16 protein-coding genes are annotated in these 13,044 nt (G+C 28.3%); 7 read left to right on the top strand and 9 right to left on the bottom strand.

What is annotated here, in order from left to right:
* Positions 1-83: 83 nt before the first annotated feature.
* From gdhA to B3Z56_RS11350, 5 genes are all read right to left on the bottom strand, one after another.
* Positions 84-1,436, bottom strand: coding sequence for an NADP-specific glutamate dehydrogenase (gdhA, locus tag B3Z56_RS11370; protein ID WP_207656739.1), 1,353 nt, complete (start codon positions 1,434-1,436; stop codon positions 84-86).
* A gap of 244 nt (positions 1,437-1,680) precedes the next feature.
* Complete coding sequence (locus B3Z56_RS11365) at positions 1,681-2,568, bottom strand: MurR/RpiR family transcriptional regulator (RefSeq protein WP_035132970.1); 888 nt, start codon at positions 2,566-2,568, stop codon at positions 1,681-1,683.
* Positions 2,569-2,784: 216 nt separating this feature from the next.
* Positions 2,785-3,327: a class I SAM-dependent methyltransferase gene (locus tag B3Z56_RS11360; protein ID WP_346876177.1), complete on the bottom strand. Its 543-nt coding sequence runs from the start codon at positions 3,325-3,327 to the stop codon at positions 2,785-2,787.
* A complete protein-coding gene (locus tag B3Z56_RS11355; protein WP_346848088.1) occupies positions 3,320-4,048 on the bottom strand; it encodes a pseudouridine synthase in 729 nt (242 codons plus the stop codon). Before B3Z56_RS11355 ends, B3Z56_RS11360 begins: the two co-directional genes overlap by 8 nt.
* A 136-nt stretch (positions 4,049-4,184) precedes the next feature.
* Positions 4,185-4,337, bottom strand: coding sequence for a hypothetical protein (locus B3Z56_RS11350; RefSeq protein ID WP_156964331.1), 153 nt, complete (start codon positions 4,335-4,337; stop codon positions 4,185-4,187).
* 188 nt (positions 4,338-4,525) lie between these two features.
* On the opposite strand from B3Z56_RS11350, the gene B3Z56_RS11345 reads away from it, so the two are divergent.
* On the top strand, positions 4,526-5,629 hold the full coding sequence (locus tag B3Z56_RS11345; protein WP_346848087.1) for an iron-containing alcohol dehydrogenase family protein: 1,104 nt from the start codon (positions 4,526-4,528) through the stop codon (positions 5,627-5,629).
* Between the two features lie 108 nt (positions 5,630-5,737).
* Here B3Z56_RS11345 and B3Z56_RS11340 read toward each other — a convergent pair whose 3' ends face one another.
* Both B3Z56_RS11340 and B3Z56_RS11335 read right to left on the bottom strand, forming a co-directional pair.
* Positions 5,738-6,298, bottom strand: a complete 561-nt coding sequence (locus B3Z56_RS11340; RefSeq protein ID WP_346848086.1) for an N-acetylmuramoyl-L-alanine amidase — start codon at positions 6,296-6,298, stop codon at positions 5,738-5,740.
* A gap of 109 nt (positions 6,299-6,407) precedes the next feature.
* Complete coding sequence (locus tag B3Z56_RS11335) at positions 6,408-6,785, bottom strand: PadR family transcriptional regulator (protein WP_346848085.1); 378 nt, start codon at positions 6,783-6,785, stop codon at positions 6,408-6,410.
* 206 nt (positions 6,786-6,991) lie between these two features.
* On the opposite strand from B3Z56_RS11335, the gene B3Z56_RS11330 reads away from it, so the two are divergent.
* The 4 genes from B3Z56_RS11330 (at position 6,992) to B3Z56_RS11315 (ending at position 10,860) form a co-directional block, all read left to right on the top strand.
* Complete coding sequence (locus B3Z56_RS11330; protein WP_346848084.1) at positions 6,992-7,825, top strand: PHP domain-containing protein; 834 nt, start codon at positions 6,992-6,994, stop codon at positions 7,823-7,825.
* Between the two features lie 45 nt (positions 7,826-7,870).
* Positions 7,871-8,188, top strand: a complete 318-nt coding sequence (locus B3Z56_RS11325) for a DUF1540 domain-containing protein (protein WP_346848083.1) — start codon at positions 7,871-7,873, stop codon at positions 8,186-8,188.
* A 360-nt stretch (positions 8,189-8,548) separates the two neighbouring features.
* Positions 8,549-9,913, top strand: coding sequence for a YjiH family protein (locus B3Z56_RS11320; RefSeq protein WP_414632884.1), 1,365 nt, complete (start codon positions 8,549-8,551; stop codon positions 9,911-9,913).
* A gap of 182 nt (positions 9,914-10,095) precedes the next feature.
* A complete protein-coding gene (locus tag B3Z56_RS11315; protein ID WP_346848081.1) occupies positions 10,096-10,860 on the top strand; it encodes an alpha/beta hydrolase family protein in 765 nt (254 codons plus the stop codon).
* Between the two features lie 33 nt (positions 10,861-10,893).
* Here B3Z56_RS11315 and B3Z56_RS11310 read toward each other — a convergent pair whose 3' ends face one another.
* Both B3Z56_RS11310 and B3Z56_RS11305 read right to left on the bottom strand, forming a co-directional pair.
* On the bottom strand, positions 10,894-11,526 hold the full coding sequence (locus tag B3Z56_RS11310; protein WP_346848080.1) for an isochorismatase family cysteine hydrolase: 633 nt from the start codon (positions 11,524-11,526) through the stop codon (positions 10,894-10,896).
* 53 nt (positions 11,527-11,579) lie between these two features.
* Positions 11,580-11,753 (bottom strand): hypothetical protein, encoded by a 174-nt coding sequence (locus tag B3Z56_RS11305; RefSeq protein WP_156964330.1) that lies wholly within the window; start codon positions 11,751-11,753, stop codon positions 11,580-11,582.
* A 187-nt stretch (positions 11,754-11,940) separates the two neighbouring features.
* Between B3Z56_RS11305 and B3Z56_RS11300 the strand changes: the two genes are divergently transcribed.
* The gene (locus B3Z56_RS11300) at positions 11,941-12,660 is read left to right on the top strand and encodes a lysophospholipid acyltransferase family protein (RefSeq protein WP_346848079.1); all 720 of its coding nucleotides are present in this window, start codon (positions 11,941-11,943) and stop codon (positions 12,658-12,660) included.
* A 127-nt stretch (positions 12,661-12,787) separates the two neighbouring features.
* Positions 12,788-13,033 (top strand): TIGR03905 family TSCPD domain-containing protein, encoded by a 246-nt coding sequence (locus tag B3Z56_RS11295; protein WP_346848078.1) that lies wholly within the window; start codon positions 12,788-12,790, stop codon positions 13,031-13,033.
* The last annotated feature ends 11 nt before the right edge of the window (positions 13,034-13,044 follow it).

Below are 13,044 nucleotides of genomic sequence, written 5' to 3'. Positions count from 1 at the left end.
ACTAAAATCCTTGTCATATCACATGAAAAAGGAGAGAATTTAAAAATTCCCTCCTTTAATATTAAAACTATTTTAATTTAATATTAAATATCTCCTTGAGCATGCATTGCTTCAGCAACTTTCATAAATCCAGCAATGTTAGCACCAGCAACTAAGTTGTATCCAAATCCACATTGTTCAGCTGCATCCATAGCATTTTTATGAATTGTTACCATTATTTGATGAAGTTTTTGATCCACCTCTTCAGCTGTCCAAGATATTCTCATACTGTTTTGTGCCATTTCTAATGCAGAAGTGGCAACTCCACCAGCATTAGCAGCTTTAGCAGGTCCAACTATTAATCCATTAGCTAAGAAGTATTCAACTGCTTCGTTTGTACATGGCATATTTGCAGCTTCACATACAAATTTAATGCCATTAGCAACGATTTGTTTTGCATGTTCTATATGAATATCGTTTTGAGTTGCGCAAGGCATTATGATGTCAACTTTAACACCCCAAGGTTTTTGTCCTGGGAAGAATTCGCATCCAAATTTATCAGCATAATCTTGAACTTTATCTCTACCTGAATTTCTCATTTCAACTAAGTAATTAATTTTCTCTGGAGTAGTTATTCCATCTTTATCATAGATATAACCATCTGGTCCAGATAAAGTAACAACTTTACCACCTAAATCAGCAACTTTTTGGCATGCTCCCCAAGCAACGTTACCGAAACCTGAAACTGCAACTGTTTTTCCTTTGAAGTCAGTTCCTTCATGTTTAAGCATTTCTTCACAGAAATAAGTAACTCCAAATCCTGTTGCTTCTGGTCTTACTAAGCTTCCACCATAAGTTAAACCTTTTCCAGTTAAAACTCCATTTTCGAAAGCTCCTCTAATTCTTCTATATTGACCATATAAGTATCCGATTTCTCTTCCACCTACACCGATATCTCCAGCTGGAACGTCCACATCTGGTCCGATGTGTCTTTGTAATTCAGTCATAAACGCTTGACAGAATCTCATGATTTCAGCATCAGACTTGCCTCTTGGATCAAAGTCTGAACCACCTTTACCTCCACCTATTGGAAGTCCAGTTAATGCATTTTTAAGAATTTGTTCAAATCCTAGGAACTTGATAATTCCTAAGTAAACAGATGGATGGAATCTTAATCCACCTTTGTAAGGTCCTATAGCTCCATTAAATTGTACTCTAAATCCTCTATTTACTTGAGTTTTACCATTGTCATCTTTCCAAGATACTTTAAACATTATTTGTCTTTCAGGCTCACAGAATCTTTCTAATAAGTTAGACTCTACATATTCTGGGTGCTTATCAAGTACAGGCCCTATAGAGTTTAAAACCTCTTCAACAGCTTGTATAAATTCTGGTTCAGCGCTGTTTCTTTTTTTCACGTTTTCTAATACTTGCTCAATATAAGCTTTAGTATCCATAGTATCAATACCTCCTAAAATTTAAACAAAATTATTTATATAATTTACTTTTTGTATGATAACACACTGAAGTAAATCTTTACATGTAATATATATTCTATGTATTTGCTTTTTTTCCTTCTTTTTTAAAAACATTTTAACAGATTTATTGCAAATACTAAAAACGATTACATGCCTTTATTTACATAATAGAATACTTTTGTATATAAATCAACATAATTTTATAAAAATTTAGACATAAAAATTAAAACTTGTTAATATCTTTATTTGTTTTGTAGGAATAAATTTGATATTCTTGCCATACTTGCTCAAGTTCTGTGAAGGTTTTAGATATTTTGTCCTTTTCCTTTAATCCTACAGCTATAATAAGAGCATTAATAACACTTAGTGGTGCCACTAAAGAATCAACAAAGGAAGCCATATTACTTTCAGCTATTAGTACATAATCAGCTTTAGTTGCTAACGGAGATAAAACGCTATCTGTAATTGCAACAACATCAGCTCCCCTTGACTTTGCATAATTAAGGGTTTCAACAGTTCTCATAGCATAACGTGGGAAACCTATACCAATGACACAGTCTCCTTCACCTAATGTTAGCATCTGTTCAAAAATATCACTCATCCCGTAAGATACGATTTTTACATTGTCTAATATTAAATTTAAATAAAATCCTAAAAAGTCTGCCAATGCAGCGGAACTTCTTAATCCTACAATATAAATTTTCTTAGAGTTTAAAATACTATTAACTGTACTTTCGAAAGCCTCATAATTTATTTTTTCCATTGTTGCTCTAATATTTTCTATATCTGATTTTAATACTCCTTTTAAAGCGTTATTAGGAATAATAAAATCATTAGATAATTCTATTCTTTGAGCTGTGGTAAGTTTGTTTTTTATAAGTTCTTGTAGCGCCTTCTGGAGTTCAGGATATCCTTCATAACCTAATTGGTTAGCAAATCTAACTACTGTTGATTCACTTACACCAACGCTTGCTCCTAGCTTCGCAGCAGTCATAAATGCTGCTTTATCATAATGCTTTAAAATATATTCAGCTATGAGCTTCTGCCCTTTACTTAACCTTGAAAACTTAGTTTGTATCATTCTCATTAAATCAGTATTATTATTCTCCATCACTTAACTCCTTTTAAAAGATTATAAAGTATATAATTCATTTTACTGAAAAATGAATTATATACTTCATATTAACACAGTATGGATTATCCTTCAACATAAAACTTCTATGATTATTAATTTTATGAATTTTTTCCTATATAAGAGATAATTATAAACTTATAACATAGTTTAAGTTTCTGTATTAAGTATTGTAAAATCACTGTTTTAGAGCAATCACTTCTTTTCAATGACTAATAAATATGGAGCCCTTTCACTCCTATTTATAACTTTATGAATCATTACTCCATACTTATTTTTTGGTAGAGAACTTGCATATTTTAGTATCTGTTCACTTTCACGAAGACCTTCATTATGACCAATGTATACTGATACAATGGCAAAACCTCCATTTTTTAATATTTTTAAAGTTTCTTTAATACTTTTTAGTGTAGATTCAGCCTCCGTAGTTATTGATTTGTCACCACCGGGTAGAAAACCTAAATTATATATGGCTACATCTATTTCTTCAGTTATATGTTTTTCTATATTTTCATGAGAATCACAAATGAGTTTTACATTATCTTTGTTCTTTTTCTTATATTCTTCTATTGCTACTGATTGAATATCAAATGCATAAACTTTTTTAAAGCTCTCACTTAGAAAATCACAATCTCCACCATTCCCAAGAGTCTCATCTACCGCTATATTTTTATCCACCACAAAATTTTCAATTATATAGTGAGATAGATCTGTTATATTTCCTAAGTATTTAAACATTTTTATCTCCTCCATTCTTTAGGTATTGTATTTCTATTTCACTTAGGTATCTCCATTGACCTTCTTTTAACCCTGTATCTAATTTTATTTCACCAATTGAAACTCTCTTCAAACTTACAACTGGATGTCCAATTGCTTCACACATTCTTCTCACTTGCCTATTTTTCCCCTCATGGATAGTTATAGCAACTTCACAACTATTTTTATATTTTTTTAACACTTCACATCTTCCTGGTGCAGTAATATAATCCCCAATATCAATTCCTTTTTCAAATTTATGTATTTCATCATCATTGATTATTCCTTTTACTATAGCTATATAAGTTTTATTAATAGAAACTCTTGGGTGCATTACATTGTTATAAACTTCACCATCATTAGTTAGAAGAATTAATCCAGAAGTATCATAATCCAACCTTCCAATAGGATATATCCTTTCATCTACTTTTACAATATCCAATAAAGTTTTTCTACCTCTATCATCCTTTACAGATGATATATATCCTGTAGGCTTATTAAGTGCTATATATATCTTTTTTTCTTCTGGTTTTATTACTTTGTCATCTACTCTAACTTCATTAACTCTAGAGTCAATTTTTGTTCCTAATTCCTTTACTATAATCCCATCAACTTTAACTCTGTTAGATAATATTATTTCTTCACATTTTCTTCTAGAAGCAACACCACATCTAGCCATATATTTTTGTAATCTCTCTTCCATCTTAAACTTCCCTTCATAACTCTAATAAAAAGAATTATAATTTTTATTAACAAAAAAATCAATCCAACTAAACAATAAACCGATAACTCTACATATTAATATTTTGTAGTGTTACCGGTTTAAGTATAACCTAGACTTATTTAAATTGATTTAAGTGAGAATTAGGTTGCTGTTCCATATATCCTGTTTTAGAATTTCTACTGTCATTTGATTTGTCATTCATAGAAGTTAGTTCACCATTCACCTTATTGGAAGACTTCTTAGGTTTGTTTTGCTTATTCTTAGCCATAAAGCTCACCTCCCTATTAACTATTATTTTCAAAATTAATTTAAATATTCAATAATAATAGATCTTACAGATAAAAATTTATAATAAAGTTATCCTTCTAATGAATTGAGAAAACTTGTAATAGATGCTATATTAAAATATAAGATAAAATTTTAATATTACAATTAACTTTAAGGAGGAATAAAATTTTGAGTAATCCAATATTTTTTATGCCAACAAAGATTATATGTGAAGAAAACGCAATAGCAAATCACGGTAGTATAATGAATTCTTTAGGAAGTACTGCTTTAATAGTAACTGGTAAACATTCTTCTAAAACTAATGGTTCTTTAAACCATGTGGTAAATTCCTTAAAAGAAAACAATATAGATTATCATATATTTGATGATGTAGAAGAAAATCCATCTACAGAAACAATTATTAAAATAAAATTATTCGCCCAAGATAAAGGTATCGATTTTATTATTGGAATAGGTGGAGGTTCACCTATAGATGCATCTAAAGCTGCCGGAGTTCTTCTTTTTAATTCACAAGCCACTATTGAAGATTTATTTACAAATTCCGCTCTTAATTCTCTTCCAATCGTTGCAGTTCCTACCACTGCTGGAACTGGAACCGAAACTACACCTTACTCTATATTAACAGATCATAACATTAAAAATAAAAGAGGTATTTGCCCTAAAATTTTTCCTGTAGTATCTTTTTTAGATGCTACTTACTTGATGGATACACCTAAAAATGTAACAATAAATACTTCTATAGATGCACTTTCACATTTAATAGAAGGGTATTTATCTACTAATTCTAACTGCTTTAGCAATGCTCTTGCAGAAAGTGGTTTAAAGATATTTAGTGAATGTATTTCATATATATCTTCAGAAAATATTCCCTTTAAAATACGTGAAAATTTATTAATAGCATCTTCTATTGCTGGTATGGTAATTTCACAAAGCGGCACATCTATTCCTCATGGAATGGGATATTCATTAACTTATTATCATAATGTACCTCATGGTAAGGCTAATGGAATTCTTTTAAAAGAATATCTTAAAATATACGCAAATAATTCTAAGGATAAAGTGGATAAAATCATATATTTATTGAACTTCTCAAATGTAGATGAGTTTGGAAACTTTATAGATGAATTATTTTCAAAGGATTTGAAAATAACCCTTGATGAATTAAAAAATTATACTTCTTACATGAATTCCAATAAAGCAAAACTTAAAAATCATCCCTATCCATTAACCTATGAGGATATACTTAGTATTTATATAAAAAGTATAAAATAATATTAGACCCATTAGAATTAATCTACTAATGGGTCTAATATTTTCTTCATTTATAATTGCTCGTTTAATATATATATTTTTGAAACTATCAAAATAAATATTGTTAAATTAATCCATGTCAGTACACTCAATATCTAGTTGAGAAAGAATACCTTTCGCTATAGCTTTTCCAAATTTCTTTTGATTTTCAATAGTACTAATTATCTTATTATCTTCTTCATTATCTATAAAAGCACACTTGATAATAATTGCATCCATAATAGTGTCTCTTATTAAAGGAAAATAATCTCTTCCACTTTTATTCATTCGATTATAAATTTTAACTTGATTCTGACCAATATTCATAATTTCATTACAAATTTTTTTTGTAAGCTCCAACCCTTTACCATTATATATAGAATAAATTATTTCACCTCTATCTCCTCCACCTACATTACAATGGATAGAAATAAAATAATCTGACATATTATTATTTGCCATAGTAGTTCTTTGAGAAAGTCCTAGATATTTATCAGCATCTCTTGTCATTTGAACTTTTATCCCATGTCTAAGTAGCTCTTTCTCACATTCTATAGCTATAGTTAGTGTAATGTCTTTTTCTATTAGATCACCATAAACGCCTCCTGGATCGCTTCCACCATGTCCAGGGTCTAAGGTTATCTTATACATAATTAAAATCCTCCCATTAATTAATCTCTTCATATATAATATTCTTTAATATTACATATGTGATTAATAATAGGAATGAGCCATCTTTGAATAATGCTATAAAACTTGTCTATTGTTTCTTATAAATTTGATTTAAAACATTATTATAAATAGAAATATTATATTCTATGGCATGAAAATAATCTACCTTTATTTTTTTATAGTGTTCTATACCTTCATCGGTAATTTTATATAAACGTTTATTTTTTCTATCAAAATCTTCCCATTTAGCTGTAAGATATAAATTTTCCTCCAAATCTCTAAGAAGTGGATACACCAACCCATTAGAAACTTTAGTAAAGTTTTTATTTATATAATTCACTATTTCCAATCCATATTCCTCATTATTTTCATATATTAAATAATGTAGGATATATAATTTTACAAGCTTTGTAGTATTTATTCTATTATCTAATGTTGCAATTCTTTTTCTTGTTTCACCTTTCATTTTTATCTCCTTTAAATTTATTAAGTATTTTTCATTGTGACTTTATTATATAACTTTATTTCAATTATGACAATTATTTTTATGATGTAATAGAGTAATATCTATAGAATTTTCTTTCAACTTATATAGTATAAATAATACTACACTTAAGATATAATAAATCTATATTATTATATCTATTTACTATACAAAGGAAGGAGATATTTATGAATATTATAGCAGAGTTTCACTGTCATACAACTGCATCTGATGGGAGGTTCTCCCCTTCTCAAGTAGTTGAAATGGCTAAAAATAAAAATGTTGAACTTTTATCTATAACAGATCACGATACCACTGAAGGTATTAGCGAAGCTTTAAATAAAGCTAATGAAATTTCCCTTAATTTTATTCCTGGAATAGAGTTAAGCTGTAATCACAATGGAGAAAGCATACATATCTTAGGATATTTTAAAGGAAATGATTATAAAGATGAAACCTTAATTAAATTTCTTAATAATTTAAAGAGAAACAGGGAAACTAGAGCCTCATCTATAGTTAAAAATCTAGATAAATACTTTAACATTAAAATAAATGTAGATGATGTTTTAAAAATTGGTAATGGTGTTATAGCTAGACCTCACATAGCACAAGCCATAGTAAATGCTGGATACCCCTTTGATTTTCAACATATTTTTGACAAATTTATAGGAAATGATAGCCCTGCCTATGTTCCTAATAAACATATATCCATACCAGAAGGAATTGAACTTCTTAAAAAGTATAATTGCATTGTAATTCTAGCACATCCTAAACTTATTAAAAAAACACCTATTAAAAATATATTAAATTATGATTTTCATGGTATTGAGGCACTGTATTATCAAAACTTTAAAAGAGAAACCGATGAATTTATATCCTTAGCTAAATCAAGGGATATGATAATAACTTGTGGTTCTGATTTTCATGGAATTTCTAAGGATGATACTAAACACGGTAGCATTGGAGATATGTTTCTTAGTGAGGAAGATTTTAAGAAGTTTATGATTTTGTATAAAAAATAGAATAATTAGGTATACTAAAGTAAAATTATTTTCGGAGGAGATAAAATGGTTTTACTTCAATGTTCAGTTCACAACTGTATACATAATAATTCCAACTACTGTAATTTAAATCAGATAACCATTGGGGGTTCCAATACCTATCAACCTGATGGTACAAATTGTGAAAACTTTATAAACAAATCAAGTGCATTAACAAACTCTATAAGTATAAATACTCCTTATTCTAATGTAAATTGTAATGCAGAACAATGTATTTATAATAAAAAACTCAAATGCACTGCGAACTCTATTGATATTTCTGGTTATACCTCATCTACTAGTGAAGAAACCTTATGTGCTACCTTTCAATATAACCCTAACTAAGTATTTACCTTTAGATAAGTGTAAGTAGTAATAATAAGTATAATTATTACTTACACTTATTATTTTTATGCAGTTAACTCATTAATAATTATTAATTCCTATAGCTAAAAATAAATTAGTAAATAACTTTTCATATAACTCTCTTATGTAAGTTCAGTTTAAAAATAATATATTATCAATCAAATGTCATAGTACAAATATCTATATATTTTTACATTTCCTTGAAAAACATTATATTTTTTTAAAGTTAAATACAATATTTATGTATAATTATGTTGCATTATAGGGAAAATTTATGTATAATTATACATAAATTCGTTACAGAAAGGATGCATATAAATGGAAAGCAAAAGCAATAAAGTGTCTATTTCAGCAAATAATAAAGATTATTCATATATATTAGCTGTAATTAAATTTCTTATATTCTCTTCTTTAGGTATCTTCTTATTTATGATCCCAATTACCAAAGGAGAAGAAGTAGTTATACCTGTTGCAACCTTATCAACCTATGTTCAAGAAGCTCTTGGCCAATCACTTCCATACATAATAACAACAATAATAGTTGTAACCGCATTTTTTACAATAGTAACTAAAGCATTAAAGCCTAAATTTATTGTTAAAAATAATTTTTTAAATTCTCTTTTCAATGTAAATAATATTTGGTTTATTATCAGAGTCTTAGGTGGAATATTCATAATATGTACAATGTTTCAAATAGGTCCTAAAGCAATTTGGTCAGAAAATACAGGAGGAATGATTTTATCTGATTTACTTCCTATACTCTTTTCAGTATTTTTATTTGCTGGATTATTTCTACCTCTTCTTCTTAATTTCGGACTTTTAGAATTTGTAGGCTCCCTCCTAGTAAAAATAATGAGACCAATTTTTAATCTTCCTGGTTCAGCTGCAATAGATTGTATTGCTTCTTGGCTTGGAGATGGTACTATTGGTGTTCTTTTAACAAGTAAACAATATGTTGATGGGTATTATACTGAAAGAGAGGCCTGTGTAATTGGTACAACCTTCTCTTTAGTTTCAATAACCTTTAGCATAGTTGTAATTGATACCGTTGGGCTTAGTCATATGTTTTTACCCTTCTATCTATCAGTTACCTTTGCTGGTTTAGTAGCTGCAATATTAGTACCTAAATTACCTCCACTATCAATGAAAAAGGATATATACTATAATAATACAAATAAATCTATGGAAGACCTTCTTCCTGAAGGGTATACGCCTTTTAAATTCGGGTTAGAAAAAGCTATAGATAAAGCTAAATCTTCATCCTTAAAAAAAGATGTATTTACTAAAGGAACATTAAATGTTGTAGATATGTGGTTTGGAGTAATCCCTGTAGTTATGGCTGTAGGAACTATAGCACTAATGTTAGCAGAATATACACCATTATTTCAAATTCTTGGTTTACCCTTTATACCAATTTTAAAACTTCTTCAAATTCCAGAAGCTGCAACAGCTTCTAGCACATTAGTAGCTGGATTCGCAGACATGCTATTACCATCTATAATGTCAGGTGGAATTCAAAGTGATATGACAAGATTTATTATAGCTGCAACATCTATAACCCAGCTTATATATCTTTCCGAAGTTGGAGCTTTATTGCTAGGTTCTAAAATACCTGTTAATATAAAAGAATTGTTCATAATATTTATAGAAAGAACTTTAATAACTCTTCCTATAATTTCAATTATTGCTCACTTCATATTCTAAAATAATTTCTAATATTTAGTTATATTTATTTTAAAGAAAAGCAGATCATATTTTATCAATTCAATATGGTCTGTTTTCTTTAATTTTTAATATTAGCCTATTCAATAGTAATGGTAATTATCTTTTAAAATTATAATAATTTATGTATAATATAATTGGGGAATCTTAAAGGAGGTAAGACAATGTGGATTAATAATTTAATCAATTTTAAAAAAGTATATATTGAAAATATATCTACTCTAATAATATATCCTAAAAATTTTACTGAAAAACTTCCTGTAATATTCTTTTATCATGGCTGGAGTTCTAATAAGGATGTTCATAAAAACCTAGGGAGTTTCTTAGCTTGCAATGGATATATGGTGGTTATACCTGATTCAATAAATCATGGTGAGCGTGGAACCATAGATTATTGGCAAGGTGAAAGTGGATTAACTAAGTTTTGGCCAACGGTGTTATCCTCTGTAAAGGAATTCAGTTTTATTCTTGATTATATTAAATCTAACTACAATATAGATGAACATAGAATTGGAGTATCTGGTCATTCCATGGGAGGAATGATTACTTCTGGTATCATTGCTCATAATAAATGCATTAAGGCTGGAGTAATTATGAATAGCTCTGGGGCTTGGGTCGAAGCGACTTTAGAAATAATTGGGGATCAGTATAAAGATAATAAGGATTATATAGATAAAAGCTTAAATGAACTATCTTTATATAGCCCTATAAATAATATTAATAATTTTAATAATACTCCTCTTCTTTTACTTCACGGGGATAAGGATGCTTTAGTGCCAATTAAAAGTGAGATTGCTTTCTTTAATGCAATAAAAGATCACTACCAAAATAAAGATTTAGTAGATATGAAAACCTACGACAGACTAAACCATTATATAACAGAGGCTATAGTTTCTGAAGCTCTTCAATGGTTTGATACTTATTTGTAAGTAAAAATGAGTGGAATTGTCCACTCATTTTTATTATTCTATATACTTAACTATATTTATACCATTTATTTTCATCTTGTATAGACTTATTAAATTCATCAAATCTCCATTATGTATTCCTAAATCATAAGTTTCTACTAAGTTCATAGGAACTATTATACTTTTTTCTTCATTAAATTCATTGAAATAGGTTTTTAAGGATATGGCTAAGGTTTCTACACATATATCTGTGCAAACACCTGTAACTATAAAGTTATTGATGCTAGAATTTTCTTTAAGCCATTGTTGAAATTCTTTAGCATGAAATCCATTAGTGCTATTCTTCTTTATAATTCTATTATTCTTTGTATAGACCTTTAGTTCTTCTATTAACTGTGATTCTACTGTATTAGCTATACAGTGAGGTGGATATGCATTAAACTCACTAGAGTTTTCTTCATGACAATCTATAAAGAATATTTTTTTATAACCTGTAGTTTTATCATTTAGCTTCACTAAAGGGCTTATTATATTCTTCACCCTAGAAGACGCCAAAGGTCCTACATCATAAAAACCCCTAACCATATCAACAACTATTATTGCTGTATTTTCCTCTTTCAAATCCTTTAAATTAATAGATTCTAAATCTATTAATTCTTTTTCCATCTCCTTTAATATCTCATACATTTAATTCACCTCCTATAAGCTTTAAATTTAAATTTTATAGACACTAAGTTACACTATTTTTTACCTTTTACCTTCATAATAGTTCTAGTTACCTTGTATCCAATTCCAATAGCAGCAATAACTACACCAGCAACTAATGCTGAAGATAATTTTTCATTATGTTTTTCTAATTGCTCTAATTCAAGATTTTTAAATTTATTTTTTATGTCTATATCTTTTAAAGTCATAGATATCACCCTTTCTATATTATCTTATATTGGATTATACCACTTTCTTCATATAAATTGTTTAAACTTTTACTAAATAATAAACTAAAACTTTACAATTACCTTAATATGAGGTTTTTTATTCTTTATTAAATTAATACTCTGTACTATAATTACTAATATACGTTATTATAATGGAGGATTTATTATGTTTAAAACAATTATTTGGTTTGGTCATTTTGCCATTAGTCTTTTGACCAAAATTGGACCAATGTATAAAGTTAATTCTTTAGAGAAACACGGAAAAACTGAAGAAATGGAAGCTTATATACATAAAGTAACCTCAAAGTGGGCTATGTCGCAGCTTAAATATAGCGGAGCAACAGTATCTGTTTATGGTGAAGATAATATTCCATCTAATATTCCCGTAGTGTTTATTAGTAATCATCAAGGAAATTTTGATATTCCACTATTAATGAGTTATATTAATAAACCAAAAGGTTTTATTGCTAAAGTTGAAACTTTAAAAATACCTATAGTTAGAACCTGGATGCAATATATTCACTGTGTATTTATGGATAGAAGTAATCTTAGAAAATCTGCTACTGCTATAATTGAAGGGGTAAAAATAATTAAAGCTGGTCATTCACTAGTTATATTCCCAGAAGGTACTAGAAGTAAGGGTGGTCCTCTAGGTGAATTTAAAGCTGGTAGCTTTAAACTAGCAACTAAATCTAATGCACCTATTGTACCTATAACTATAAATGGTTCCTATAAACTTATGGAAGCTAATAACAATAGAATTAAGGCTGCTAATGTAGAGTTATTTATTCATCCTCCTATTGAAACTAAAAATTTATCTAAAGAAGAACAAGAAAAACTTCCTACTGTGGTTAAAGAAATAATAGCTAGTAAACTTCATAATTAGTTAAACATTTTTAATTATTGCAAAATCATCTATTCAATTTTAAAATAATCATTTGATAATATTGAAATATTAACCTTATTACAGTATTATCAAATAGTATGTAAGTTTGCATAGGAGGAAATAATAAATGAAATATGTTACTTTAGGAGTTTGCTCAAAAGAAATTAACTTTGACGTAGTTGAAAATAAAATAAAAAATGTAAGCTTTATAGGCGGTTGCGACGGTAATCTACTAGGTATTTCTAGTTTAGTAGAAGGCATGGATATCAATGAAGTTATATCAAGACTAAAAGGAATCCAGTGCGGTTCAAAAGATACCTCCTGTCCAGATCAATTATCAAGAGCTTTAGAAGTTTATAAAACTAAGAATTAAAATGAAGCTAT

Source organism: Clostridium sp. UBA7791 (assembly GCF_002480755.1).
In the GTDB taxonomy this organism is placed as follows: Bacteria; Bacillota; Clostridia; order Clostridiales; family Clostridiaceae; genus Clostridium_J; species Clostridium_J sulfidigenes.
This window is presented reverse-complemented; position numbering and strand designations above follow the sequence as displayed.

What these genes read in the sequence shown, in the direction of transcription:
- gdhA (WP_207656739.1), bottom strand. Translation starts at nt 1,436, where the DNA reads ATGGATACTAAAGCTTATATTGAGCAAGTATTAGAAAACGTGAAAAAA.
- B3Z56_RS11365 (WP_035132970.1), bottom strand. Translation starts at nt 2,568, where the DNA reads ATGGAGAATAATAATACTGATTTAATGAGAATGATACAAACTAAGTTT.
- B3Z56_RS11360 (WP_346876177.1), bottom strand. Translation starts at nt 3,327, where the DNA reads ATGTTTAAATACTTAGGAAATATAACAGATCTATCTCACTATATAATT.
- B3Z56_RS11355 (WP_346848088.1), bottom strand. Translation starts at nt 4,048, where the DNA reads ATGGAAGAGAGATTACAAAAATATATGGCTAGATGTGGTGTTGCTTCT.
- B3Z56_RS11350 (WP_156964331.1), bottom strand. Translation starts at nt 4,337, where the DNA reads ATGGCTAAGAATAAGCAAAACAAACCTAAGAAGTCTTCCAATAAGGTG.
- B3Z56_RS11340 (WP_346848086.1), bottom strand. Translation starts at nt 6,298, where the DNA reads ATGTATAAGATAACCTTAGACCCTGGACATGGTGGAAGCGATCCAGGA.
- B3Z56_RS11335 (WP_346848085.1), bottom strand. Translation starts at nt 6,785, where the DNA reads ATGAAAGGTGAAACAAGAAAAAGAATTGCAACATTAGATAATAGAATA.
- B3Z56_RS11330 (WP_346848084.1), top strand. Translation starts at nt 6,992, where the DNA reads ATGAATATTATAGCAGAGTTTCACTGTCATACAACTGCATCTGATGGG.
- B3Z56_RS11325 (WP_346848083.1), top strand. Translation starts at nt 7,871, where the DNA reads ATGGTTTTACTTCAATGTTCAGTTCACAACTGTATACATAATAATTCC.
- B3Z56_RS11315 (WP_346848081.1), top strand. Translation starts at nt 10,096, where the DNA reads ATGTGGATTAATAATTTAATCAATTTTAAAAAAGTATATATTGAAAAT.
- B3Z56_RS11310 (WP_346848080.1), bottom strand. Translation starts at nt 11,526, where the DNA reads ATGTATGAGATATTAAAGGAGATGGAAAAAGAATTAATAGATTTAGAA.
- B3Z56_RS11305 (WP_156964330.1), bottom strand. Translation starts at nt 11,753, where the DNA reads ATGACTTTAAAAGATATAGACATAAAAAATAAATTTAAAAATCTTGAA.
- B3Z56_RS11300 (WP_346848079.1), top strand. Translation starts at nt 11,941, where the DNA reads ATGTTTAAAACAATTATTTGGTTTGGTCATTTTGCCATTAGTCTTTTG.
- B3Z56_RS11295 (WP_346848078.1), top strand. Translation starts at nt 12,788, where the DNA reads ATGAAATATGTTACTTTAGGAGTTTGCTCAAAAGAAATTAACTTTGAC.